Source organism: Brevibacillus migulae, from assembly GCF_004521915.1.
Classification (GTDB): domain Bacteria; phylum Bacillota; class Bacilli; order Brevibacillales; family Brevibacillaceae; genus Brevibacillus_F; species Brevibacillus_F migulae.
Genome location: NZ_SDKD01000002.1, coordinates 299,430 through 324,488, shown reverse-complemented (window position 1 = coordinate 324,488; position 25,059 = coordinate 299,430). Strand labels below are relative to the sequence as shown.

Here is a 25,059-nt window from a genome sequence, read left to right as displayed (position 1 = left end):
GTCCTACGTTTCCCCTTTTTCGATAATTGCTTGATGATTCATTATAGCACCTTCCCGTAGGTACCGGCACCCCCCGCTTCGATGGATAATCCACCATCCCTGGCTAACCGGATCATCCTGGCCAGCTTCTCCCCTACGATCATGGCGAGCTGTTCCTCATCCGTACGATGCAGGATATTCATTTCCGTTCCGAAAGCTTGATACAGTTTGTCCTTCGTCTTGGCTCCAATGCCGGGAATGAACTCCAACGGGATCTGCTCGATGTACGGTGGTCGATGCGCAGGATGCTGGCCGATCTCCTTGTCCGCCAGCTCGTCGATACGCTGCGCCACTCCTCGGACAACCGCTTTATAGCCACAATGCGGACAACGCCCATCACCGGTTTCCGGCAGTGGCGTCTGGCAGGCTTGACAGGTCGTCTGATGGTATTTACCCAACCGCGGATGCAGTCCATAGTTGACCGCGATATGCCGATCTTCTTGGCGGTGCAACGCTTTTCTCCATTCCGCGAAGCAAGGCTCCGCCATCCGGATGGCCTGGTATTCGCGTCCTATTTTGGCCAGCGAATGCGCATCCGAATTGGTCAGGAACGTTTTTTCGTGAAGCTCTCCAATCCGATCCGCCATATCGGTATTCGCAGACAACCCGAGCTCAACCGCATCGACCAGTGTCGGGTCCAGCACGTCAGTCAATCGATCCGCGCAACTGCCGTAAAACCCTTTATGCGGCGTAAAAATATGGGCCGGGATAAAAATCCCTTGCAGCGATGCTACTTTTTCCTGAAGTTCGACCAGCGTGGTATGGATGCGCTGGGAGCTGAGGTGCACATTTTTGCAGCGGGCAGCGAGCCATTGTGTAAATTGCCTCATTTCGGCAAGACTGGGGAAATAGCAGAGAAAATGTGCCTCGCCGCGGCCGGGCTCCTTGACTTCTACTTCACAGCCCAAAATGAGCATGGTCTGTTTATAGGTGATCCCACCTTCCGGGTGTGGCATCGCTTCGTGGCGATCGAGCAAATCTTGCAGCTCCTCCTGCACCTCGGGAGAATGAGCGTCGATGATGCCGATCATCTCCATCCCTTTACGCTCCGACGACTCCTCCAGGATACGGGTGAGTGTCATTTGGCGGGAAGCCGTTATCTTGACCGGTTTCTTGCTGCGCGTACCGCCGATGTGGATGTGCATATCGCAAAAATACGAGGGTAATGGATTAGTCACGAGCTTTCAGCACCCGATTCTCCCAAGCAAACAGCGCCACAACCGTTTTGGCGTCCCGGATTTCTCCCAAGCGATGCTTCTCATGTGCCTCTTCCAACGTCAGCTCCAGCACTTCCACGAATTCGTCTTCATCGGGCTGCATCGCTCCCGCCTTCAAGCCTGTGGCGACATACACATGCAGCAGCTCGTCCGCAAATCCCGGCGACGTATAAAACGAACTGAGATGTTCATAATGCGCGGCTGTATAACCGGTCTCTTCCTCCAGCTCACGCTTGGCACAGGCAAGCGGCTCTTCGCCCTTTTCCAACTTGCCTGCCGGAATTTCCAAGATGGTGCGCTCCAATGCTTTGCGAAACTGGCGAACGACCACCATCTTACCGTCATCCGTCAGCGGTAGGACGGCAACGGCTCCCTGGTGTTTGACGATCTCACGCTTTGCCGTTTTTCCATTTGGCAGACGCACGTCATCGACTTTCACGGTGATGACTTTTCCTTCATAGATGGTCTCACTGGCTATCGTTGGTTCTGCCAATCGTTCTTGATCGTTCATTTTTTCCACTCCTTTTTTCTCGGTGGTTCTAGTTCTTTCTTTTCATCCATATGTATACATCAAGTAGCTTGTCCACACCCATCATACTAGGAGGTAGGCAATATGAAAACATATACTTCACCAGGACAACTTCGTTTGGTCGGGAAGGCTTGGGAGATCCGGGCTACCCTTCGCCATTGGTCAAATAAGAACATAACCTTGTCAGAGTGGCTGGATCGGATAGATCGGGCATCTCGCCGATAAACTCTTGCTGAGTGTTGCGGATCGCCATCGCGACTTGCACAGATAAATACGCGGCTTGAAAGGGCGATGGATCCTCTGCGAGCTTTCTGCCCATCGTGCTGATACGTTCTTCGTATCGATCCTGCAGGATTTCCAGCTCGTGAAGCTCGGGCGCCGGCAATACGATGCGACCATGCTTTTCCCTGAGCCTGTCTTCCGCTTCTTGCAGTTCCAAGAGCTCATCCCGCTCATCACCAAATCGCGGAATCGGCAGGATGGCTGGACGCAAGGAAAATCGCTTCAGTAAGGTACGAGAATGATGGCTCATGCCGCGGTGCCGGTCACGTCGATCGGCAAAGCTGATGCGCGGCGTAAAAACGGGGATGCCAGCAAGCAAGGATACCGCATGAATAACTTCCGCAAGCTGCATCCCGGAAAAACCGAGCGTCGTACCTGTCCCAACTACACCTGGCCCAAGAGTGCAGATGATGAGATCCGCTTTCGCTGCCCATTTTGCAGCCAAAAGTCCGGTATACACATTGACAGCCTCGAAATCGCCGCCCCATGCATGTCCTGTCGTAATGGTCGAATTGAGGACCTTCATTTCCCGCAGCTTGCGCACATGCTGGCTGATCGCGATTGGCAGCGCTGCCCCGTCTGGCATCAAGTAAACGATGTTCCACTCGGGCTTTCGCTGACGTGCAGCAAGGGCAAAAATCGGCAGCAGACTGTGCAGCTCCGCAATCAACACCGGAGTGCCCTGCAAGGTGTTTTGTTCACCGATAAACAAGTCATGATATGGACTCGATTGTTCCTCTACGGCATCTACGGCCATCTGCACGGATGTGTAGCGCATTTTCATAATATGTCCCCATGCATTGGGATAATAATCGTCACGCGGGGTCTCAGACAGCTTGCCGATGACAAAATGACAGCCTCCCGTGCCTAATCCAAGCTCTACCGCAGTCGTATTGATCGTCACCTTATCACCGATACCGCATTTCCCTGACCCTTTCCAATAGCAGATGGCGAGTCCCCGCTCGCCATTTTGCATTTGTTCGATCTCCAGCAGCTGCCATCCGTCCTGCTCCTGCTGTATCTCCACGACTTTTGCTGCGGCCACTCTCAACATCGGCCCGGCCCCCCTTCCCCTTCTTCCAGCTTATGCGGGAAAGGAAAGGACCATACGATATGAAAAAAAGAGGAGGGGAGAATCCCTGTCCTCTTTTTCGTTCCATTTTACTTGCACTACTCGAGTACTTCTGCGATGATGGCAGTCACCAATTCCGCTGATTTGTTCAGCTCCTCGATTGGCATCCGTTCATTTGTCGTATGGATTTCTTCGTAGCCAATCGCCAAGTTCACGCTTGGTACGCCATAGCCGTTGAAGATGTTACCGTCGCTTCCCCCGCCGCTTTTCACCATTTCCGGGTTGCGCCCCACGCGTTTCACCGCATTGATCGCTTTTGCGACGACTGGCGTATTTTCATCGTACTTGTAGCCATGGTACATGAAGATGACTTCATTTTCGCATCGAGCGCCCATCTCGCTCGCCGCTTCCTCAAAAGCAGTGGTCATTTTCTTCACTTGCTCTTCCAGCTTTTCCATCACCAAGCTGCGCGCTTCCGACCATACCTCTACATAGTCAGCCACGATATTGTAGGCTTTTCCGCCTTCAAAGCGGCCGATATTCGCTGTTGTATCTTCGTCGATGCGGCCCAATGGCATGCGGGAAACTGCCTTGCTAGCAACAGTTATAGCGCTCACGCCATCTTCCGGATTGACGCCAGCATGCGCTGCTTTGCCATGAATTTTCGTGATGATGCGGTATTGTCCTGCACCTGCTACCGTGATTTGGCCAACCGGTCCTTCCGAATCGAGGATAAAGCCCATTTCCGCTTTCAGCAGACTGCTGTCCATATGGCGGGAGCCGACCAGCCCGGACTCTTCCCCAACCGTGATCACCACTTGGATCGTTGGATATGGCAGATTGTTTTCCTTTACGGTACGGATTCCTTCGAAAATCGCAGCGATGCCCGCTTTGTCGTCCGCACCCAAAATGGTGGTTCCATCTGTCACGATGTATCCATCTTTAATGGAAGGTTTCACGCCATTCCCCGGAACAACCGTATCCATGTGGCTGCTAAACAGAATGACCGGTCCTTTGCCAGTACCTTCCAGTGTCGCGATCAGATTGTTCGCGCCGTGTCCGGTTTTGGCGGCAGCGTCATCCTCTTCTACGGTAAAGCCGAGTGCGACCAGCTTTTCCTTCAGCACCTTCGCGATCGCCGCTTCGTTTTTCGTCTCACTATCGATCTGGACGAGTTCGAGAAATTCGTTTAACAAACGTTCCTGGTTAATCAAGGCTAATTCCCCCTACACATATGTATTCAACCCACGGTCAGGCGCTGGCCTGTCTCATGGGCAAGTATAGGCTCTCACGTCAGAGAAGCAAGACGGAAAGTCGTAGTTCTCTAAGTATAATCCAATTGGGTAATTTTCTCCATCCAGTAAAAAGATATTTACAGGGGTATGTTGCCGTGTTTTTTGTCCGGACGCTTTTCCTGCTTGGTCGCAAGCATCTCCAGCGAGCGTTTAAGATATTTGCGAGTCTCCCGAGGATCGATTACATCATCGACCATGCCATGCTCAGCCGCCACGTACGGATTGGCAAATTTTTCACGATACTCCGTGATTTTCGCCTGCCTCATCGCCTGCGGATTGTCGCTCTGCTCGATTTCCCTCGCAAATATGATGTTTGCCGCCCCTTCTGGTCCCATGACGGCAATCTCCGCATTCGGCCATGCATACACCACATCCGCGCCAATCGCTTTGGAGTTTAGCGCCACATAAGCGCCGCCATAAGCTTTGCGGGTAATGACGGAGATTTTCGGCACGGTTGCTTCCGAATACGCATACAGAATTTTTGCCCCGTGGCGGATGATGCCCCCATGCTCTTGGTTGATGCCTGGGAAAAATCCGGTTACGTCTACAAACGTAATGAGCGGAATATTGTAGCAGTCACATGTTCGGATGAAGCGAGCCAATTTGTCCGAAGAATCAATGTCGAGCCCGCCTGCCATCACTTTTGGCTGATTGGCGATCAACCCGACTGCCTGCCCGTCGATTCGTCCAAAGCCAACGACGATATTGCGGGCAAAATCAGGCTGCACCTCTAAAAACTCGCCATTGTCCAAAATCAGCTTCAGCACTTTTTTCACATCGTACACCTTGGTGCCTGCCACCGGAACCGCATCGATGATCTCCTCGATCCAATCCCCTCTGTCCCCTTCATACGCGAGGCGCTGCGGCTCTTCCCGATAGTTTTGCGGCAGGTAACCCATCAGCTCGCGCACTTGCATCAGCACCTCTTCTTCGGTGGCTGCAGTAAAATGCGCGTTGCCGCTCTTGGCGGAATGGACCGATGCCCCGCCCAAATCTTCGCTGCTGATCTTTTCGCCGGTCACTGTTTCAATCACTTTCGGCCCGGTAATAAACATCTGTGACGTCTGTTCTACCATGAAAACAAAGTCGGTAATCGCCGGGGAATACACGGCGCCGCCTGCACACGGACCGAGAATGACCGAGATTTGCGGAATCACACCGGAGTAGATCGAGTTGCGGTAAAAAATATGACCATAGCCATCCAGAGAAACGACGCCTTCTTGAATACGCGCTCCTCCCGAGTCGTTCAACCCGATCACGGGCGCACCATTTTTCGCTGCAAGATCCATGATGTTCGCAATCTTTTTGGCATGCATTTCGCCGAGCGCACCGCCGAATACGGTAAAATCCTGCGCGAAAACGTAGGTAAGGCGGCCATGAATCTTTCCATATCCGGTCACGACACCTTCCCCAGGCGCGTCCAGCTTGTCCAGACCGAAATTGGTGGCGCGATGCTTCACAAACGGCTGCAGCTCCACAAAGCTGTCCGGGTCGAGCAAAATATCGAGACGTTCTCGCGCTGTCAGTTTGCCCCTTTTGTGCTGGGCTGCGATCCGCTCATCACCGCCGCCCAATTCGACTTTTCGTTTGCGTTCATAGAGTTCATCGATTTTTTCATACATGCTGTCGCTCATTCGTTCTCATTCTCTCCCTTCGTCTCGGGATATTGGCACAGTTCATACAATACACCATGTGCTGCCTTTGGATGCAAAAAGGCGATTTGCGCTTGATGCGCCCCGATTTTCGGTGTGTCATTCAAAACAGCCACACCATTTGCCTTGAGCTGCACAAGTCGCTCTTCGATATCGTCCACATCCAGCGCGATATGATGAATGCCTTCCCCGCGTTTTTCCATAAATTTTGCAATCGGACTGGTTGGCCCAAGCGGCTCCAATAATTCGATACGCGTTTCTCCGATCGCCAAAAAAGCGATCTGTACCTGCTCGCTCTCTACCGTCTCCCTGCCGAGCAAGGTAAGCCCCAGCTGCTCGGTGTAAAAGGGCAAAGCCGCGTCGATGCTGGATACCGCTATGCCAATATGGGCGATCTTGTTAGGAGGTTGGACAAAGCTCGTTTTCTTCCGCTTCACATGTGCGCGGATATATTCTGCTGTGACAGTGGTCGGTGTGCCGGGAGTAAAGACTTCCGCGATACCCTGTGTTTTCAGGTAAGGGATGTCTTCTTGGGGAATTACCCCTCCGCCAATGACCAGGATGTCATCCGCGCCCTGCTCCCGCAACAAGCGAACCACTTCCGGAAAGAGCTCATTATGGGCCCCCGACAAACAGGAAAGCCCAATGCAATCGACATCCTCCTGAATCGCCGCATTTGCGATCTGGGCTGGCGTCTGGCGCAGCCCCGTATATACCACTTCCATTCCTTCATCGCGCAGCGCTTGCGCAACCACCAATGCTCCGCGATCATGGCCGTCCAAGCCCGGCTTTGCTACCAAGACCCGTATCTTTTGACTCATCTACTGCTCCTCCTCGCCATTCGATGGATAACGATCGTATTCATCATATTCAGTTCAAATGAATCGCTTCGGGAATCGGGCTAGATCGCACGGTATTCGCCAAATACGCTGCGCAGTACTCCGCAAATCTCCCCAATGGTCGCGTACTGGCGCACACAATCCAGAATCAGCGGCATCAAATTGTCCGATCCTTCCGCGCCTGCTTTCAAACGACTGAGCGTTTGTTCAACTGCAGCGTTATCCCGACGCGCACGCAGCTCTTGCAGCTTCTCTTTTTGTTTACGGCCCAATGCCGGATCAACCCGCAATAATTCCGGTTGCGGCTCATTCTCCAGCTTAAAGCTGTTCATGCCGACTACAACCTCTTCTCCGCTTTCGATCTTGCGCTGTGTCTCGTATGCCTGCTTGTGGATCTCGCGCTGCATGTAGCCAGCTTCTACGGCCGCTACCGCGCCGCCCATCTTTTCGATTTTCTCCATATATTCGAGTGCCTTCAGCTCAATTTGATCCGTCAAATATTCCACATAATAGGAACCTGCCAGCGGATCAACCGTATCGGTCACACCGCTTTCATAGGCGATGATTTGTTGGGTCCGCAATGCGATACGGGCCGACTCCTCGGTTGGCAGCGCAAGCGCTTCATCCCGCGAATTCGTATGCAAGCTCTGTGTGCCTCCCAAAACAGCGGCCAAGGCTTGAAGCGTGACCCGAACGATGTTGTTGTCAGGCTGCTGTGCCGTTAACGTAGACCCACCCGTCTGGGTATGCACACGGAATTGCCATGATTTCGGATTTTTTGCGCCATAACGTTCACGCATCATACGTGCCCAGATCCTTCTAGCTGCCCGGAACTTGGCGATTTCCTCAAAGAAATGGTTATGGCCATTAAAAAAGAACGAAAGCTGCGGAGCGAAACGATCGATATCCAGACCGGCCTGAATCGCCGCTTCTACATACGCGATCCCGTCCGCTAACGTAAAGGCAACCTCTTGAACCGCCGTGGAACCCGCTTCCCGGATGTGATAGCCGCTGATGCTGATCGTATTCCATTTCGGAACATGCTCTGCACAATACGCGAAAATATCCGTGATCAGCCGCATCGAAGGCTTGGGCGGATAAATATAAGTGCCTCTGGCAATATATTCCTTTAAAATATCGTTTTGTACCGTTCCCGACAATTTATGCGAAGGGACCCCTTGCTTTTCTCCAACCGCTATATACATCGCCAGCAAAACCGAAGCCGGGGCATTGATCGTCATCGACGTGCTGACTTTGTCCAGCGGAATGCCCGCTAGGAGTGTCTCCATATCCTCCAACGAATCAATCGCCACTCCCACCTTGCCCACTTCACCAGTCGCCATCGGATCATCAGAGTCATATCCAATCTGCGTAGGCAGGTCGAAGGCGACGCTGAGTCCTGTTTGCCCTTGATCCAAAAGATAACGAAAACGCTGATTCGTCTCCTCTGCAGAACCAAAACCCGCATACTGCCTCATCGTCCATAGGCGGCCTCGATACATGTTGGGCTGCACGCCGCGGGTATATGGGTACTCACCCGGAAATCCAACCTTTTCCATGTAAGCGCCATCAATTGTTTCGGGGACATAGACCGTATCCACTTCGATTTCAGATGAAGTGGCAAAGTGACTTTTGCGTTCAGGTGATTTTTCCAATCTATCCTTCAACTGTTGTTGCCACTTCTGATAGTGTTCGGTAAAATTTTGAGTAGACAAGGGTGACACGCTCCTTCTCCATTACACGTGGGTTGTTAAAGCTCCCTCTTTTCATATTAGCACAGCCACTCAACTTTTCCACGCATTATTCGCTCTGATTGAAGCTGGATTGTATAAGGAGGTAGTGGAATGAAAATGCAATCAGTCGTTGCGAAAGTCTTGATTGGACTGCTTGTCCTGTCTTTGGTCATTCCAACCATTACGTATTTCCAACCATGATTTTCAACTGAATAAAAAGGAAAAGCCCCTGCTTATGCAAGGGGCCTTTCTTTTGCTGATTATTTGAATACACCCACACTGGATGTTTTTGCATCCCACAAGACTTTGTAGCCAACCTGATCAGCCACAAATTTCAGCGGAATCATTGGCATTCCGTTTTGCAGCGTTACGGCCGCTGGCATAACCACGCTTTGTGTACCAACGCGAGCGATGTTGGAACCGACTGTGAAGCGCATTGCTGTTGTGCCGCTCACGATGGACACTGTATTGTTGTTCCAGATCGTGCTCATGGCCAATGCTTCTTTAAAGAACTGAGCCGGCACCGCTGTAGTCGTGCCATTCGCCAGGAATGGAGCAGCTTTCAGCGGATACGTGTTGCCGCGAAGCGTAAAGTTCGCTACACCTACCTTGATGCGCGCCGCATTGACTGGGAATGTCACGGCTGGCGTTGGAGCTGGTGTCACAGCTGGCACTACCGCACCACCAATGCCGACCAAGCGGGAGAACAACGGGCCTTTGTGAGCGGAAGTCGATACGCCTACCGAGTACACGTTTTTCACCGCTGGGTTAGTGATTTTCGCCGCTTCCGTAATAATGATGGTCGCCGGCGCGTTTTGCGCGATGTTTTGTTTTGGATAGATCAAGATGTTTTGACCGCTTACAACCACTTTGCTTGGATATACACCATTTACCGATGTGTTTGTGATTGGGATCGCGGTAGGTACTTTAAAGCCGACTGGCAGGGTCACTTGCAGATAATCTTTGCCTGCAACCAATTGCTCGCCCACTTGTTTCACCTGGATGTTGAAGCCCGTTACTTGGTTGAGACCGGCTTTCGTCTTTGTTACAAGCGCTTGGCTGTTATCCGCTGCGACCACAGGAGTTACAGGAACGACCGGCGGAGTTACCACTGGCTGTTGGACAATTGGCGTACCGGTAATCGAGAATTTTTTGGACGTGATGGTTTTTCCGCTCACGCTCATCGCGATATCGTAGCTGCCTGCTGTTTTCGGGTTGGTGATCCAGGAATAGTAGCCAAAGGATACTTTCACTTTACCTGATTTGGACACGCTGTCAGGGGCTGTAACGTATACTTTGTTGCCGTTAATGTAGATCCCTTTTGATTCTTTTCCGTTTACAAATACGCTGCTCTTATCGATGCTTGGAGGAAGCATTTCAGAGGTAGGGAATGTCACGATCACATCCTTACCTGGTTCAAGCTTGTATTTGCTGCCAAAGTCCGCTTCAATGGTATAGCTGCTGCGGGAACCCGCGTTGGAGTCAGACAGCGTGACACCGAAATTGGAGTCGGATTTGGAATTGGATGTGCTGTTTCCGTTTTTATCTACGATTTCAAACTCTTCGGATTCATACTCTTCACCGTCGTATTCTACTGTAATGGTATAGTCATCGTCCGCCATTGGGTTGCGGATGCCGAAGTCTTCGTCGAATTCGATTTCGAGCTCGTCTTCCCCTTCCAAGCCATCTGGAATCGTCAAAGTGATTTCGTTTCCATCGATCTCGATATCGCCTTCTTCCACATCTTCCCCGTTGATAGTAATATCGCCTTCTTCATAATCATCTTCATCAGGCAACATATCTTCATCCGGGAAGGATACGACGACCTCTGCTCCATCTTCGAGTTCTTGATCTTCATCACTCAGGTCGATCGTACCAAGATCGTAGCCGGATTTTTTATCTTCTTCATCTTCACTCAAATCTACTTCGAAGTCGCCGTCATCATCGTCGTCATCGTCATCGTCATCATTATCCGCGTCATCGCCGATTTCGATGGTTTCGCTTTCTTCATCTTCATTGTCTGTTTCCACAGAAATTTCATAATCATCGTCATCTTCCGGATTAATAACGTTAGGAATGGTAATTTCAACGTCATCGCCTTCGGAGTAATCTTCCGAAACAGTAATAGTAACCGTGTTACCACTTACGTCGATGTCATCCTCAGTAGAACCATCTACTTCTGCTTCGACATCATCTTCCTCTACTTCGTCAAGATCGAAGTCACTGTCGAATTCAACAGTGATCTCGTCACCATCCTCAAGCTCTTCTTCAAGAGTAAAGGTGATGGTATACTCGGCTTCGGCTTCGGTATCGTAATCGTCTGCTTCAATATCCAAATCGTCAATCGCATAAGCCTTTGGCGCATTTGTGAACGGAGTTGCCGCCAAGGCAGTCACTGCCAATACCACTGGAAGTAGTTTTTTCTTCTCCATAAGAACCTCCCACAGCTATCTTTTTGACCCGTATTCAACTGAATCAACGCTCACAGTTTACCATAAAATAGAGATACTAGGGAATCTTTTCACAATATTTTATGATCCCATTATGATAGACCGAAAGCCCTACATATTCTTTAACGGATGAAACCGAAATTCGTTACACAATTTTACAAAGTTTTTGCCGAAATACGGCAAATGGCCCAGGAACTTGTCATTCCCGGGCCCTAGTACTTTTCTGGTTTAATAGATTTTTGTCTCCGGTCCGATCGCTTCAAGCTTTTGCTTCACACTTTGCAGGAAACGTCCGCATACCAAACCATCCAAGATGCGGTGATCCAGCGACAAGCAGAGATTCACCATGGAGCGGATGGCGATCATGTCATTGACGACCACTGGCCGTTTCACGATGGATTCTACACTGAGAATCGCTGCTTGCGGCGCATTGATGATCGGCGTTGACAGAACCGAGCCAAAGGAACCGGTGTTGTTCACCGTGAAGGTACCTCCGCTCATATCGTCCATGGTCAATTTGCCCGCTCGTGTGCGGTTTGCCAGATCCTCGATGGACTTTGCGATTCCATAGACGGATTTCTGATCGGCCGCCTTGATCACCGGCACATAGAGGGCATCCTCTGTCGCCACCGCGATGGAGATATTGATGTCTTTTTTCACGATGATCTTGTCGCCGCCCCAAGTCGAGTTCAGGATCGGATATTCCTTCAGCGCTTCCACCACAGCCTTGATGAAAAACGGCAGGAAGGTCAAGTTCACGCCTTCTTTTCGTTTGAATTCATCTTTCACCTGATTGCGGAAATTGACGAGATTGGTGACATCGACTTCCACCATGGTCCAGGCATGCGGAGCTTCATGCTTGCTCTGTACCATCCGGCTGGCAATCGTTTTGCGCACAGGCGTAAGCGGAATGATCTGATCACCTGTCGCGACTGGTATATCAACATTTCCCGCAGTTTCTTTCACTGGGGCTTGAACGACCGGTGCTGCTACCGGAGCTGGTGCTGCTTCCGTCATTTGCTGCGCTGCCGGTGCAGCAGTCGCCTGCATTCCACCTTGCTCGATGAACAGCTGTACATCTTTCCGAGTAATGCGACCCTCCGCGCCTGTTCCTTTCACATGCGCCAGATCAATGCCATTATCTTGGGCCAGACGCATGACTGCCGGAGAGTAGCGCTGCTTTTGCCCCTCATTCACGGCCCCCGCTGCCAATGGTTTTGGTGCGGATACTGCTGGTGCAGTTGCTGGTGCAGTTGGCTGCTGGGATGCTGCGGCGGCTGCAGGCTGGCTAGGAGCGGATGCTTCCGTAGCTGCACCCGTTTCTCCGCTTTCTTCAATCGAGAGGATGTGCGTACCTACCGATACCGTATCGCCCTCTGCTACCACGATTTCCGCAATTCGTCCGGATACGGTGGACGGAACCTCTGCATTCACTTTATCTGTTGACACTTCTGCCAACGGATCGTATTTGCTTACCACATCGCCGGGTTTAACCAGCCATCTGGTGATCGTTCCTTCGGTAACACTTTCCCCCAGCTGCGGCATGAGTACTTTGGTTGCCATGGGTCTCCTCCTTGGTAAACCTGAGTGAATATCATTTCCGATTTAGGCTCCGCCAAAGGCGAGGCGTAGCCGATTTTTATGAACACATTAGAAGTATGCGAGTTCGCGCATCGCTTCATAGACTTTGTCGGGATTGAGCATAAACGCCTTTTCGAGCGGCGGGCTATATGGCATGGCTGGCACGTCCGGTCCGCAAAGCCGTTTGATCGGCGCATCGAGATCAAACAGGCAGTGTTCAGCGATAATCGCAGCCACCTCGCCGCCAATACCGCCTTCCTTGTTATCCTCATGAACAATCAGCACTTTTCCCGTCTTGGAGGCTGCTTCGATGATCGCTTCCTTGTCCAACGGATACAGTGTGCGCAGATCCAGAATGTGTGCGCTGATGCCTTCTTGGGCCAGCTTTTCTGCAGCCTGCAGCGCGAAATGGAGCGTCAATCCGTATGAGATCACGGTAATGTCGGTACCTTCCCGCTTCACATCCGCTTTGCCGATTGGCAGCACGTAGTCCGTATCTGGCACTTCACCTTTGATCAGACGATAGCAGCGCTTATGTTCAAAGAAAAGCACGGGATCATTATCACGAATGGCTGCTTTCAGCAAGCCTTTTGCATCATAGGGTGTAGACGGCGCCACAATTTTCAGGCCCGGTGTGCTGTTAAACATCGCTTCCACAGATTGGGAGTGATACAGCGCTCCGTGTACGCCGCCGCCAAAAGGAGCACGAATGGTGATCGGGCAGTTCCAGTCGTTGTTGGAGCGGTAACGCATTTTCGCCGCCTCACTGACGATCTGATTGACTGCCGGCATGATGAAGTCGGCGAATTGCATCTCTGCGATCGGGCGCATGCCATACGCTGCGGCACCGATCGCCACACCTGCGATCGCAGATTCCGCGAGCGGCGTATCGATCACGCGCTCCTCTCCGAATTCCTCGATCAAACCTGATGTTGCCCGGAACACGCCTCCGCGCACCCCAACATCCTCTCCCAACACAAACACATTGGGATCGCGACGCATCTCTTCACGCATCGCCATGGTTACTGCATCGATGAAGGAAATGACTGCCATGCTCGTGTTCCCCCTTATTCGCCGTATACATGCAGCTTGTAGGATTCAGCATCTGGATATGGAGCATTTTCTGCATATTCCGTCGCTTCGTCCACTTCTTTGCTGACACGGTCTGAAATCTCTTTTTCTGTTGCTTCATCCATCACGCCTGCCTCTTTCAAGTAGGCAGCAAACGTGAGAATCGGATCTTTTTTCTTCGCTTCTTCCACTTCTTCGCGGGAACGATACACGCGGTCGTCGTCGTCGCTGGAATGCGGCACGAGACGGTACATCACCGCTTCGATCAGCGTCGGGCCTTCCCCGCGCAGTCCGCGTTCACGCGCTTCCTTCACTGCGAGATAGGTCTCGATCGGATCATTTCCGTCAATGCTGACTCCTTTAAAGCCGTAGCCAATCGCACGGTCAGCCACGCTTTCGCAGGCCAATTGCTTTTTCAAAGGAACGGAGATCGCATATTTGTTGTTTTCGCAGAAGAAGATGACTGGCAGCTTATGCACGCCTGCAAAGTTGGCTCCCTCGTGGAAGTCGCCCTGGTTGCTGGAGCCTTCGCCAAACGAAGTGTAGACAGCCAGTTCTTTTTTCTGCATTTTCGCCGCCAATGCGATCCCGACCGCATGCGGCACTTGTGTCGTTACTGGGCTGGAGCCAGTCAGGATGTTCCATTTTTTTCCGCCGAAGTGACCGGGCATTTGTCTGCCGCCGCTGTTCGGGTCGTCTTTTTTCGCAAATGCAGACAGCATCGCATCTTTTGCCGTTTGACCAAAGACGAGCACTACGCCCAGATCCCGGTAGTACGGGCAAAGATAATCGGTATCCTTTTGCATGGCAAACGCTGCTCCGATTTGTGCCGCTTCTTGCCCTTGGCAGGAAATGACAAACGGCACCTTCCCTGCTCGATTTAACAACCACTGCCGCTCGTCAATCTTCCGTGCGAGCAGCATGTAATAGTACATATCCAGTACCTGCTGATCCGTCAGCCCTGCTTCCTCATGACGCATTTTACTCATCGTCAACCCTCCCTGCACATTCCTTACGAATGGATTGCCAAGCCATCTACTGCTAGCGCCGCTTCCGCAATCGCCTCAGACAAAGTCGGATGCGGATGAATCGTATGGCCGATTTCCCACGGAGTCGCATCCAGCACGCGGGCGAGACCCGCTTCGGAAATCATATCCGTCACATGTGGTCCGATCATATGTACACCTAATAGATCGTTTGTTTTCGCGTCTACGACCAGCTTCACAAAGCCATCGTTTTCTCCGTGAACCAGCGCCTTGCCCAGTGGCTTAAAGCTGAATTTGCCGGTTTTCACCTCGAAGCCTTGCTCCTTGGCTTCCGCCTCCGTAAGACCCACGCTGGCTACCTCCGGACGGCTGTACGTACACTTCGGCACCTTTGTATAATCCATCGCATGCGGATTCAGACCCGCCATATGTTCGACCGCCAAAATACCTTCATGGGAAGCCACATGAGCCAGCTGCATACCGCCGATCACATCCCCAATCGCATAGATGTGGGATTCTGCTGTTTGGAAATGCTCGTTGACTGCAATGACTCCTCGCTCCACTTTGATCTCGGTCGCCTCCAGGCCAAGGTTTTCCACATTGGCCATTCGTCCAACAGATACAAGCAATTTGTCAGCGGTAAAGCTTTGTTGAGCTCCGGACACTTCCGCCGATACCGTCACTTTTCCGTCAGCCTTCGTGACAGTGTCAGGCAAGACTTTCGCCCCCGTCACGATGGTGATGTTTCGTTTTTTCAGCAAACGCGTCAGCTCCCTGCTGACCTCGGCATCCTCAAATGGCAGGATGCGGTCCGCATATTCGACTACGGTCACCTTCACACCGAAATCATTCAGCATCGATGCCCATTCGATCCCGATCACGCCTCCGCCGACGATCACGATGGATTCCGGCAGAGATTCCAGCTGCAGAGCTTCATCGCTGGTCAACACGTATTCTCCGTCAATCTCGAGACCCGGAAGCGTACGCGGTCGTGATCCTGTCGCAACCAACAGGAAACGGGGAACGATGATTTCCTGATCACCGTTGGCAGACTCAATCCGTACAGCACCTGCCTGCGGTGAAAAAATGGAAGGCCCCATGACTCGGCCGAACCCTTGATACACCTTGATTTTCCCTTTGTTCATCAAATACTCCACACCTTTGTGGAGCTGATCGACAATGGACTGCTTACGCGCTTGGACTTTGGCAAAATCATAACCGATATTCTCAGCCAGCACGCCGTATTTTTCGCCTTCCTTGAGGGTAGCAAAGACTTCCGCACTGCGCAAAAGCGCTTTGGAAGGGATACAGCCACGGTGCAGACAAGTGCCGCCGAGCTTCTCCTTTTCTACGACAGCCACGGTCATGCCAAGCTGTGCCGCACGGATCGCGGCGACATAGCCTCCCGTTCCCCCGCCAAGGACGACCAGATCGAATTCTTGGGACATCGGTTCATTCTCCTTTGGTGAAATCTACGTAAAAACTGCTGGCTTGCCTGTCTAGCACCGGCTGAGCCTTTGACCAAAAATTCTGTTCACACACCACGATGCCTGGGCAGTTCATACCCAGGCGCTCGCATGTCCAAACCTGATACTATCATACCATTTTTTACTTGCTTAAAACGGATTTTCCGTCCTTTAAAAACATGCTGCGTGATCTTGCCATTTGCGCAATGCGTTCCTCCGCCATCCGATCGGCTGCTTTGTAGGATGGGATTCCGTCACGCTCAGAAATTTCGAAGACACGCATGATATTGTCATAGATGGTCTCTACCTTTTTCAGCGCACGCTCACGGTTATAGCCTTGCAGCTCATCCGCTACGTTGATGACACCACCCGCATTGATCACATAGTCAGGCGCATAGATGAGGCCTTTTTCATGGATGATATCGCCATGACGATCTTCTTTCAGCTGGTTATTGGCAGCTCCTGCGATGACTTTTGCTTTCAACAGCGGAATAGTGTCGTCATTGATCACCGCACCCAAGGCACATGGAGCAAAAATATCGCATTCAACATTGAAAATTTCATTCACGCCGACAGCCTTGGCACCAAAATCCTGAACCGCGCGATTCATGTTTTCTTCGTTGATATCCGTCACGATCAGGTGCGCGCCCTCTTCATGCAGATGCTTGCACAGATTGTAAGCCACGTTGCCCACACCTTGCACGGCAACCACTTTGCCAGACAAATTATCGCTGCCAAACGCACGCTTGGCTGCAGCTTTCATCCCCCGATAGACACCATAAGCGGTTACAGGAGAAGGATTTCCGCTTGAACCAAAGGCAGGGGAAACACCTGTCACATAATTGGTCTCCAAGTGAATCGTATCCATATCCGCTACGGTTGTCCCTACGTCTTCAGCCGTGATGTAGCGGCCATTCAAGCCTTGAATGTAACGGCCAAACGCGCGGAACAATGCTTCGCTCTTGTCTTTTCTCGGATCTCCGATGATAACGGCTTTTCCGCCGCCAATGTTCAAGCCAGCTGCCGCATTTTTGTAAGTCATGCCGCGAGCCAGACGAAGCGCGTCCACAATGGCATCTTCTTCGGAATTGTAGGTCCACATCCGGGTTCCGCCCAAAGCCGGGCCCAAGGTCGTATCATGTATCGCAATAATTGCTTTCAATCCTGATGCTTCATCCTGGCAAAAAACCAATTGCTCATAATCGTATCGTTGTAAGTAGTCAAAAATCTTCATGTAGAATGGACCCTCCCGAAATAATCTGCTTTCCTGTCTCATACACGTCTAGTTAGGGTGTACTGGAAAATGATTCACTATGTAACCTTGCAAAAGATGTGCCAATGTGTCTTTTTTGTGAAAAATGCTTTATCGATCACAAAAAAGCCGGCTATGCAAAATGATGAGTGTGCAAGTTTTTGCAGTTTCGTGACATTTGTTGCATGCAATATTTTGCGCAATGATTTTTATCACTGTTATTCATCTATGCCCAATTTTTCGAGCTTGTAGTATAAATTGCGAATCGAAATGCCCAATTGCTTTGCCGCCTGCGTTCGATTCCCTTGTGTTTCCCGCATTACCTGCTGAATATAGCTGCGTTCTGTATCTTCCAATGCTTCTTTTAGCGTTTTTCCCACAGCGATTGACACCGTTTGGCGCCCATCGCTTTTTCCTGACTTTATGTCTAGCGGCGGGAGGTGTTCCGGCATGATCACCGTCTCGCTAAATTTCATATGGATAATCGCCCGTCCGAGTACGTTTTCCAGCTCCCGGACATTGCCCGGCCAATGGTAAGCCCGCAATTTTTCCAAGGTGCCCGCAGCGATCTCCTCTACATTCCGTCCATATTCCAGATTGTATTTTCTCAGCAGGTGCTCTGAGAGGGGTTCAATATCCTCGACGCGCTGGCGCAGGGGCGGAATATGGATCGGAAAGACATGGAGCCGGTAGTACAGATCCTCGCGGAAGCTGCCTGTCTGGATGGCAGATTCCAGATTGACATGAGTGGCTGCAATGACGCGGACATTGACCGGAATGGCTTTTGTTGCCCCGACTCGGACGATTTCGCGTTCTTGCAGCACACGCAGCAGCTTGGCCTGCATGCTCATCGACAATTCGCCGATTTCATCCAGAAAAATGGTACCGCCGCTCGCTTCTTCAAAAAGACCACGCTTTCCGCCGCGCCGGGCACCCGTGAAGGCCCCTTCCTCATAGCCGAACAGTTCGCTTTCCAGCAGCGTTTCGGAGATGGCCGCGCAATTCACCCGAATGAATTGATTGTATTTGCGTTCGCTCGCATTATGGATCGCATGAGCGAACAGCTCCTTCCCCGTACCCGATTCCCCGCGCAGCAGCACGGTCGCCGGAGTAAGGGCGGCTTTTTGCGCCTGCTCGATCGCCGACTTCATATGCTCGCTGTTGCCGATAATGTGATCAAAGGAGTATTTCGCTTCCAGCGTCCGGATGATGCGTCTTGCGTTTTCCAGCTCTTCGTTGAGCATTTTGAACTCGGAAATATCGTGGACGACCCCGACACTCCCCTTCAGCACCCCGTCTACCATCACCGGGGCCACATTGACAATGACATCCTTCCGTTTCGGACCCAGCTTCATGTGGACACCGCGAACCGGCTTTTTGGTTTTCAGCACCTGCATATGCATGCTTTCCCCTTCCGAAATGTCCACCGTGGCTGGCTTCCCTATTACGTCCTCCTCGGCGAGTCCTGTCAGCCGGGTGTAGGCAGGATTGATGAGCAGTCCGATCCCATCCGCATCGACGACGGAGATCGCTTCATCCGAAGAGTGAATGATCGCCTGCAGCATGCTTTTCAGTTCTTTCAAATCGGTTACCTCGGAAGCAAGAGCCATGATCTCGGTGATGTCGCGGAAGGTTGCGACGGCTCCCACTACTTCGCCCCGCTCATTTCGCACCGGAACACGATTGGTGATAATCCGCGTCCGGTTCGGCAGCACTTGCTCCTGATTCAGCTCGGGTTGCCCCGTTTGCAGCACGATATGTAAACGCGTATTGGGAATACAGGCGTCCGCAGGCGTCCCCATCACGTCTCTTGCATCGATGCCCATGAGCCGTTCTGCCGCTTTATTGAACAGGGTGATCACCCCTGTCTGGTTGACAGCGATGATGGCATCATGCGTGGAATTGAGCATCGTCTCAAATTCTCGTTTATGCTGGGAAAGAATCGAGATGAGCTGCTCTCGTTCTTGCAGCAGACGTATGATCATCCCGGTAAACGATGCCGGGATCAGCACGGTTTTGGCCTGTTTCAGGCGAAGGACTTCTTCATACACCTCTTCGTTCCCGGTCATTTCCAATACGATATCGATATCTACATCGAGATAAGGCTGATATGTACGGGCGACTTCGATCCCAAGCGATTTGGCCACCTTGATGCCTGGCGCATCCAATCTCTCATCGACGACCGCCACGATCTGAATCTGGTCCATCTGGTTGATTTTCTGCAATAGCGCTGTCCCTACATTCCCCGCTCCGATGATCAACAGTTTGTGCACCGGCATCCCTCTTTTCGCAAAGCTCACTTCGACCTTCTTATTTTATCTCAATTTCTTCGTTGGACAAGTGCGAACAGTTCCTTTAATATGTTGATGTTGAATTCATACGAAAAGGATGTGCCCGCCATGCTTGGACAAAAACTGGTCGCTCTTCTTATCATGGCTGTTCCCGCGATCATCGCGGTTTATGGGATAAAGGTAATGCGTGACGTCATTTATTTGAGCTTTAATCCGGAAATCGGTTTTCGCTGGGGCACCTTTCTGCTTGGCGCAGCCCTTTTTCTGATTCCTTTGCTCTTCATCGGCGGCTTTATTTTGCACCATGAACGCAAGCGCAATCGCGTACAGCCGCGGTTTATGGTGCCTGAGGAAGATGATGAGGATGACGAAGCTGAAAACAAATAAATAATCAAAAACGGCGTGGCCGAAACAGGCAGCACGCCGTTTTTTCGTTCAACCGTCATTTTGCGGGAAGCTTTGCCGGCCCCATTGATCAATCCGCCGCAGCCAGCCCACTGATTGGATGACACGTGAAAAGGAGATAAACTCGGCCAATCCATGAAGAATGACCAGCAGGATCAGCAAGCAAATTTTGGCAGTCAAGGATTGTGTCAGAACGAGAAGAAAGCCGGTGAGAAACCCCAGGCTGTTCGCCCCCGTGTCTCCCAGCATGATCTGCTGGCGCCCCTCCGGCCGAAACAGCAGCAAGGTCGCCATTAGTCCCGGCACCATCCAGAGATAGACGGTCGCCACATGCCAAGCAGATGTTGCAGACAGAATCAGAAAGATCCAAAACACCTTCATGGCACGGCCGGGACGTAGATCAAACAGATTGAGCAAATTCATGGAAAGGGACAGAATGCCTGTATGGATCAACCATTCGCTCAGATTCCCCGATAACGGAAGAGCCACCAGCATCGACACGGCTCCTCCGCCCCACGCTTTCCACAACCCGCTGGTCATCCTCCCCTCCTGCCACAAGACGGCCAGATGGCCACGGAAGCCTTTTGCTTCCTTGTCCGCAGAACGATCGTCCAGCCAGCCAAGCAGCGACGCTGTCAGCATGCCGCTGAACAAGAGGGTTGCCTGCATCAGCGGCAGCTCAGCAAAATGCCCCTGATAGGCAACGCTGGCTGCCACCCCTACCGCCGTGATGTAATACAGGGAAAAAAATACACCGCCTGCTGTAGGAATCACTCGGCCCGCGTAATTGCTTCTCACGACTCCTTTGCGAATGAGCAGCTCGCGCCCGCGGCGAAACACGAGAGCATGCAGCAAAATCGGGGTGATTGCCGCTGCAAACAGGATTACCCCCATCGATTGGTCACACTCTCTTTCCATTTTTGTCCAAGCGTGCGGCCGATCGCAAAAAACTCTCTTCCCCGATGGACAACGCCATGCCAGTCATTCCCCGTTTCCCGATGCGTAAACGCCACAGGCACCTCCTGGATTCGATAGCCTGCCCGCAGCGCATCGATGGTCAGTCCCACCTCAATCCCGAACCCACGGTCGAGATGCCCGACAGCCTGCAAGACTTCGCGCTTGATCGCCCGTTGTCCGGAAAGCGGTGCATTGGGAATATAACCGGTCATCCATTGAATCCCTCTGCGTGCCAAGCCTTTTGCCAGCCCGAAGCCTGCTTTTCTAACCGGACCGGGTAGAATGGCGATGGTCATGTCACATGAGTCGTCGAAGATCGGGACGAGGAGATGGGCGGCATGAGCCGCACTTTCCCGCAAATCAGCATCCAAAAACAGCAGGATATCCCCAGTCGCTTGTTCCCAACCGGTCTTCAATGCGAAGCCCTTTCCATGATTGCTCCCCAGCCGTATCAGCCGGTCAGCCCAGACTGCAGCCAGCTCTGCCGTTCCATCCGTACTGCCATCATCGACAACGATCAGCTCATCGCATTCCACATGCCGCCTGACTGCACGCAGGGTCGTGGCGATATGCGCGGATTCGTTATAGGCCGGAATGACTACACTAACTTTTCTCAAGCTTCATCCTCTTTTCTTTCAACAGCATTTGTACTCGTTCCAAAAGCTTCCACTGCTTTGCCGGTGAATCCGGCAGTGTATCCACATGAATATAACCGGCCTCCACCGGGATCCGCTGAGCCCATGCCGGCAATTCCCTGCCTACGATGAGCAGCGGTATATCTGGAAGCGCCGCATTCGGATTGTACGCAATCATTTCTACGCCTACCGTTTGCAGGATCCGTTTGACCAGGTCGATCTGCGTTTCCGGCGTATGCCAGACCAGCACTTTTTCTCCTTGCAAATCTTCTGCGTATCGGACAGCCATCAGATGGATGACTTCCTCATTGCTGCGTTCCACCTGTACGATCAGCTGGTTGAGCTGCTGCTTTAGCTCATTATTGCTCTTGAGCGCCTTGTCGTACTTGGCCTCCATGCTGCTCAAGAATTCTTTTTCCGTATCCGCAAACCATGCCTGTCCTGCTGTGCCCCCAAGGATGATTCCAGCCCCCAAGGCAAAGAAAATGGCTGCGATTGTCATGAGATGATAGCGGATATGAATCATGTTTCACCCCTAAAAAGAAAGCATGCGCCATTGCATCCAAAGCATTTGGGCGACATGGCGGGTAACCGGATTGATGGCCAGGATGGCGCCGATCGGCACAAGGGATGCGACCACAAATAATGCCCACGCATTCCAGGAAAGTCGCGGCTGATATAATTGACTGACTCCTTTGGCGTCGATTAGCTTGGGCCCGATTTTGGTCCGGACAAGGAGGGTGCTCGCCATGCCCTTCCTCCCTTTTTCCAGAAAGTCGATCATATTGGTATGCGTGCCGATTGTCACAATCAGCTCGGCCTCTTCCTCAAAAGCGATCAGCATCGCGACGTCTTCGCTCGTACCAGGAGCCGGAAGCAGATGGAAAGGGGCATTTAGCTGTTCGACTCGGGCACGGCCGGGTGCTCGTCCATCCGGAAAAGCATGCACGACAATCTCTGCACCGCATAACAGCGCGCGGTCTGAAATGCTATCCATATCCCCTACGATCAAATCCGGTCGGTAACCGTTCTCCAAGAGCGCGTCGGCTCCCCCATCAACGGCAATGAGCACCGGACGGCATTCTTTAATGTAGGAGGAAAGAATGCGCAAATCCTCTTTATAATGCTTTCCGCGGACAACGACGACCACATGCTTGTTCATCATGTTGGTTTTGAGCGGAAGTTTTCGTAACGGCTTCAAAAATAAATCTTTTTCCCATCCGGCAAACGTCAGCGTATTGTCAATAAAAGCGGAGAGGGTCCGATCAAGCTGACGATGCGCTTCCTGCCATTTTTCATGCAAATCTTCCCGTTTGATACGCCGAAGAGGAGCTACGTATTCCCAGTCATTTTCATGCAGATAAAGTCTTTCATCCGAGATCGTCACCATGGCCCCGTCCACACGGCGTAAAATCGCTTCCGGCTCATCCCCGATGACTTCGAACAAGGGGATGCCTGCTGCGAATAGCTTCATCGCCCCCATCGCGGGGTAGGCTCCTGTCAAAAATGGAGCGGTATTGATAACGGCTCCTATTTTTGCTTCCAGCAAAGATTCTGCCGCCACCTCATCGACATCCACATGATGTAAAACAGCGATCTGCTGCGGTCCAATCCGTTTGCTGAGACGCTTTGTCTTCGAGTCGGCGACAGCCTTGCCCACGAGCAGATCGGAATGGGATCGTTTGCGCTTCAACAAGAATGCCCACCTCCAGCAATTAGTATGACAAATATTACCGGAAAACATGCAAAAAAAGAGAAAGAGACTGCACCATTCGGCACAGTCTCTTTTGTCTTTGAAAACGCTTGAATATGGTTAGATGGTTTGCGTCGCGTAATAAATGATCAAGATATCGGCGAACACGAACACAGCCAAGGAAACCAAGCCAAAACCTACGGCAAATTTATTTCCCGCTTTGATCGAACGTACCACACCCGCCGCAATAAAGAACGTTAAGATAATCACGATGTAATTAAACAAATTCATACATTGCCACTCCTTTGAGCAAATATCAGCGAACCGGAATAAGATACCACTTTTGATTATAATGTGTTCACTATCATGACACAAGTCGTTTCATCAAATGTGACAAACCATTCACAATTCCAACCATGTGCTATTCCTATCGTACCCGATTTTCAGTCCCTTCATCACAGCTTTACGTGCGCTCACCGCACCAGATTGTCCAGCGATCCTTTTCCGTGATCGCCCCTTGTTCCGGCAGCTTGCTTTGTACATCACGAGCCAATTGGTCTACCTCATGGTCATCGAGCTCATGTAAGATGGAACGACCCTTTCTGCTTCTGAGCTCATCGGCCAGCTCAGACGACGATGCATAGATCTTGCGCGTTTCCCAGAGGGTCAATTGTCGAAGAGATGAAAAACCAGCTTCCCGCGCTTGGGCTATGATGAGTTCACCCTGGGGACGCCGCTTCATCTCCACGTCCAGCAAACGGGGAAACGATTCAAAGAAGAAGCCGCGGATGTGCTCCGCCGAGCCCGGAATATCTACATCAGCATGTGTCCGGTCTTGTACAATGATGACTCCCCCGGGCTTCAACACACGATAAGCCTCTGCAACAAACGGACGTGTATCCGCCAGATGATGGACCAATGCACGCGCAAACACGATGTCCACACTTTGCTCCGGCCAGGGTATAGCGGTTGCATCTCCCTGATAAAATTGAAGCTGATCGATCCCGCGGCAATATTCCGCAGCCGCGTCCAGCATGACCGGTGAAAAGTCCATCCCGATCACCTGCTTGGCTCCGAGCGTCACCCACGCCCTACTGTAGACTCCACCGCCACAGCCCAGATCCAGCACGGTTTTTCCGGTCGGATCCACCAGTTCCCGAATGGTTGCCAGCCAGCTCGGATCCACTTCCCTGCCCATATAGCTCGATTTATTTTTTTCATCGCGAAAATCAATCCCCATGCTTACGACCTTCTTTCCATCAATTCGATCCGATTGCCGAATGGATCCTCAACAAAGCAGCGATTGATTTCCGGAATCGCTTCATCGCGACGTACCCGCACCTGATACTGTTCCAATCGTTCAATGAGTTGCTCCAAGCCGTTCACCCAAAAGGCCGGATGTGCTTTTTTCGCGGGTGAAAACAGCTCCTCTATCCCGATATGCAAGGATTGCTGCCCGCATTGAAACCAGACGCCCCCTCTTTTTCGCAGAAGCTCAGGTTTTGGCAATTCGGGCATGCCCAGGATCTCTCCGAAAAAATGCCGGGCAGCATCCTCCGAGCCAGGGGGTGCTGCTATTTGAATATGGTCCAAACCTTGAATGAATTGCCTCAC

The 25,059-nt window shown here is 51.7% G+C and carries 22 protein-coding genes and 1 pseudogene; 2 read left to right on the top strand and 21 right to left on the bottom strand.

Going from position 1 to position 25,059, the window contains the following annotated elements:
* Window positions 1-41 precede the first annotated feature (41 nt).
* Together EIZ37_RS03745 and EIZ37_RS03740 are read right to left on the bottom strand one after the other, a co-directional pair.
* A complete protein-coding gene (locus EIZ37_RS03745; RefSeq protein WP_134683316.1) occupies window positions 42-1,184 on the bottom strand; it encodes an endonuclease Q family protein in 1,143 nt (380 codons plus the stop codon).
* 25 nt (window positions 1,185-1,209) lie between these two features.
* Window positions 1,210-1,767, bottom strand: coding sequence for an NUDIX domain-containing protein (locus EIZ37_RS03740; RefSeq protein WP_134683213.1), 558 nt, complete (start codon window positions 1,765-1,767; stop codon window positions 1,210-1,212).
* Between the two features lie 102 nt (window positions 1,768-1,869).
* Here EIZ37_RS03740 and mciZ point away from each other — a divergent pair.
* Window positions 1,870-1,929, top strand: a pseudogene (mciZ, locus tag EIZ37_RS26685) (Z-ring formation inhibitor MciZ); the annotation flags it as partial.
* A gap of 1 nt (window position 1,930) precedes the next feature.
* On the opposite strand, the gene EIZ37_RS03730 reads toward mciZ, so the two are convergent.
* The 12 genes from EIZ37_RS03730 to EIZ37_RS03675 all read right to left on the bottom strand — a co-directional run bounded on the left by EIZ37_RS03730 (window position 1,931) and on the right by EIZ37_RS03675 (window position 19,737).
* Entirely contained in the window at window positions 1,931-3,121 is a 1,191-nt protein-coding gene (locus EIZ37_RS03730; RefSeq protein WP_134683211.1) for a DUF3866 family protein, read from the bottom strand.
* Between the two features lie 116 nt (window positions 3,122-3,237).
* Window positions 3,238-4,353, bottom strand: a complete 1,116-nt coding sequence (locus tag EIZ37_RS03725; protein WP_134683210.1) for a M20/M25/M40 family metallo-hydrolase — start codon at window positions 4,351-4,353, stop codon at window positions 3,238-3,240.
* Between the two features lie 158 nt (window positions 4,354-4,511).
* Window positions 4,512-6,068 (bottom strand): acyl-CoA carboxylase subunit beta, encoded by a 1,557-nt coding sequence (locus EIZ37_RS03720; protein WP_134683209.1) that lies wholly within the window; start codon window positions 6,066-6,068, stop codon window positions 4,512-4,514.
* Window positions 6,065-6,907, bottom strand: a complete 843-nt coding sequence (gene mce, locus EIZ37_RS03715; protein WP_134683208.1) for a methylmalonyl-CoA epimerase — start codon at window positions 6,905-6,907, stop codon at window positions 6,065-6,067. The genes EIZ37_RS03720 and mce overlap by 4 nt, the downstream gene beginning before the upstream one ends.
* Window positions 6,908-6,987: 80 nt before the next feature.
* On the bottom strand, window positions 6,988-8,640 hold the full coding sequence (locus tag EIZ37_RS03710; protein WP_134683207.1) for an acyl-CoA mutase large subunit family protein: 1,653 nt from the start codon (window positions 8,638-8,640) through the stop codon (window positions 6,988-6,990).
* 278 nt (window positions 8,641-8,918) lie between these two features.
* Window positions 8,919-11,090, bottom strand: coding sequence for a copper amine oxidase N-terminal domain-containing protein (locus EIZ37_RS03705; protein ID WP_134683206.1), 2,172 nt, complete (start codon window positions 11,088-11,090; stop codon window positions 8,919-8,921).
* A gap of 246 nt (window positions 11,091-11,336) precedes the next feature.
* On the bottom strand, window positions 11,337-12,671 hold the full coding sequence (locus EIZ37_RS03700) for a dihydrolipoamide acetyltransferase family protein (RefSeq protein ID WP_134683205.1): 1,335 nt from the start codon (window positions 12,669-12,671) through the stop codon (window positions 11,337-11,339).
* Window positions 12,672-12,758: 87 nt separating this feature from the next.
* Complete coding sequence (locus EIZ37_RS03695) at window positions 12,759-13,742, bottom strand: alpha-ketoacid dehydrogenase subunit beta (protein ID WP_134683204.1); 984 nt, start codon at window positions 13,740-13,742, stop codon at window positions 12,759-12,761.
* Window positions 13,743-13,756: 14 nt separating this feature from the next.
* Entirely contained in the window at window positions 13,757-14,749 is a 993-nt protein-coding gene (locus tag EIZ37_RS03690) for a thiamine pyrophosphate-dependent dehydrogenase E1 component subunit alpha (RefSeq protein WP_134683203.1), read from the bottom strand.
* 23 nt (window positions 14,750-14,772) lie between these two features.
* Window positions 14,773-16,194 carry a dihydrolipoyl dehydrogenase gene (lpdA, locus tag EIZ37_RS03685; RefSeq protein WP_134683202.1) on the bottom strand — a complete coding sequence of 474 codons (1,422 nt, stop codon included), beginning with the start codon at window positions 16,192-16,194 and terminating at the stop codon, window positions 14,773-14,775.
* Between the two features lie 160 nt (window positions 16,195-16,354).
* The gene (gene bcd / locus EIZ37_RS03680) at window positions 16,355-17,446 is read right to left on the bottom strand and encodes a branched-chain amino acid dehydrogenase (RefSeq protein ID WP_134683201.1); all 1,092 of its coding nucleotides are present in this window, start codon (window positions 17,444-17,446) and stop codon (window positions 16,355-16,357) included.
* Window positions 17,447-17,682: 236 nt separating this feature from the next.
* Window positions 17,683-19,737: a sigma-54 interaction domain-containing protein gene (locus tag EIZ37_RS03675; protein WP_134683200.1), complete on the bottom strand. Its 2,055-nt coding sequence runs from the start codon at window positions 19,735-19,737 to the stop codon at window positions 17,683-17,685.
* 126 nt (window positions 19,738-19,863) lie between these two features.
* Between EIZ37_RS03675 and EIZ37_RS03670 the strand changes: the two genes are divergently transcribed.
* Entirely contained in the window at window positions 19,864-20,142 is a 279-nt protein-coding gene (locus EIZ37_RS03670) for a DUF2627 domain-containing protein (RefSeq protein ID WP_134683199.1), read from the top strand.
* A 48-nt stretch (window positions 20,143-20,190) separates the two neighbouring features.
* Here EIZ37_RS03670 and EIZ37_RS03665 read toward each other — a convergent pair whose 3' ends face one another.
* The 7 genes from EIZ37_RS03665 to EIZ37_RS03635 form a co-directional block, all read right to left on the bottom strand.
* Window positions 20,191-21,054, bottom strand: coding sequence for a UDP-N-acetylmuramyl pentapeptide phosphotransferase (locus EIZ37_RS03665; RefSeq protein ID WP_134683198.1), 864 nt, complete (start codon window positions 21,052-21,054; stop codon window positions 20,191-20,193).
* Window positions 21,045-21,734 carry a glycosyltransferase family 2 protein gene (locus EIZ37_RS03660; protein WP_134683197.1) on the bottom strand — a complete coding sequence of 230 codons (690 nt, stop codon included), beginning with the start codon at window positions 21,732-21,734 and terminating at the stop codon, window positions 21,045-21,047. The genes EIZ37_RS03665 and EIZ37_RS03660 overlap by 10 nt, the downstream gene beginning before the upstream one ends.
* On the bottom strand, window positions 21,721-22,278 hold the full coding sequence (locus EIZ37_RS03655) for a copper transporter (protein WP_134683196.1): 558 nt from the start codon (window positions 22,276-22,278) through the stop codon (window positions 21,721-21,723). Before EIZ37_RS03655 ends, EIZ37_RS03660 begins: the two co-directional genes overlap by 14 nt.
* A gap of 9 nt (window positions 22,279-22,287) precedes the next feature.
* Window positions 22,288-23,445, bottom strand: a complete 1,158-nt coding sequence (gene steA / locus EIZ37_RS03650; RefSeq protein WP_407921109.1) for a putative cytokinetic ring protein SteA — start codon at window positions 23,443-23,445, stop codon at window positions 22,288-22,290.
* A gap of 120 nt (window positions 23,446-23,565) precedes the next feature.
* Complete coding sequence (locus tag EIZ37_RS03645) at window positions 23,566-23,736, bottom strand: DUF2759 family protein (RefSeq protein ID WP_134683194.1); 171 nt, start codon at window positions 23,734-23,736, stop codon at window positions 23,566-23,568.
* Between the two features lie 172 nt (window positions 23,737-23,908).
* Window positions 23,909-24,685, bottom strand: coding sequence for a class I SAM-dependent methyltransferase (locus tag EIZ37_RS03640; RefSeq protein ID WP_134683193.1), 777 nt, complete (start codon window positions 24,683-24,685; stop codon window positions 23,909-23,911).
* Window positions 24,686-24,687: 2 nt separating this feature from the next.
* On the bottom strand, window positions 24,688-25,059 hold the full coding sequence (locus tag EIZ37_RS03635; protein ID WP_134683192.1) for a VOC family protein: 372 nt from the start codon (window positions 25,057-25,059) through the stop codon (window positions 24,688-24,690).

Excerpts from the sequence above, each read along its gene's own strand:
- mce (WP_134683208.1), bottom strand. The coding sequence starts at position 6,907 with ATGAGTCAAAAGATACGGGTCTTGGTAGCAAAGCCGGGCTTGGACGGC.
- EIZ37_RS03695 (WP_134683204.1), bottom strand. The coding sequence starts at position 13,742 with ATGGCAGTCATTTCCTTCATCGATGCAGTAACCATGGCGATGCGTGAA.
- EIZ37_RS03700 (WP_134683205.1), bottom strand. The coding sequence starts at position 12,671 with ATGGCAACCAAAGTACTCATGCCGCAGCTGGGGGAAAGTGTTACCGAA.
- bcd (WP_134683201.1), bottom strand. The coding sequence starts at position 17,446 with ATGAAGATTTTTGACTACTTACAACGATACGATTATGAGCAATTGGTT.
- EIZ37_RS03665 (WP_134683198.1), bottom strand. The coding sequence starts at position 21,054 with ATGGGGGTAATCCTGTTTGCAGCGGCAATCACCCCGATTTTGCTGCAT.
- EIZ37_RS03690 (WP_134683203.1), bottom strand. The coding sequence starts at position 14,749 with ATGAGTAAAATGCGTCATGAGGAAGCAGGGCTGACGGATCAGCAGGTA.
- lpdA (WP_134683202.1), bottom strand. The coding sequence starts at position 16,194 with ATGTCCCAAGAATTCGATCTGGTCGTCCTTGGCGGGGGAACGGGAGGC.
- EIZ37_RS03655 (WP_134683196.1), bottom strand. The coding sequence starts at position 22,278 with ATGATTCATATCCGCTATCATCTCATGACAATCGCAGCCATTTTCTTT.
- EIZ37_RS03720 (WP_134683209.1), bottom strand. The coding sequence starts at position 6,068 with ATGAGCGACAGCATGTATGAAAAAATCGATGAACTCTATGAACGCAAA.
- EIZ37_RS03730 (WP_134683211.1), bottom strand. The coding sequence starts at position 3,121 with ATGTTGAGAGTGGCCGCAGCAAAAGTCGTGGAGATACAGCAGGAGCAG.
- EIZ37_RS03745 (WP_134683316.1), bottom strand. The coding sequence starts at position 1,184 with ATGCACATCCACATCGGCGGTACGCGCAGCAAGAAACCGGTCAAGATA.
- EIZ37_RS03740 (WP_134683213.1), bottom strand. The coding sequence starts at position 1,767 with ATGAACGATCAAGAACGATTGGCAGAACCAACGATAGCCAGTGAGACC.
- EIZ37_RS03705 (WP_134683206.1), bottom strand. The coding sequence starts at position 11,090 with ATGGAGAAGAAAAAACTACTTCCAGTGGTATTGGCAGTGACTGCCTTG.
- EIZ37_RS03645 (WP_134683194.1), bottom strand. The coding sequence starts at position 23,736 with ATGAATTTGTTTAATTACATCGTGATTATCTTAACGTTCTTTATTGCG.
- EIZ37_RS03640 (WP_134683193.1), bottom strand. The coding sequence starts at position 24,685 with ATGGGGATTGATTTTCGCGATGAAAAAAATAAATCGAGCTATATGGGC.
- EIZ37_RS03670 (WP_134683199.1), top strand. The coding sequence starts at position 19,864 with ATGCTTGGACAAAAACTGGTCGCTCTTCTTATCATGGCTGTTCCCGCG.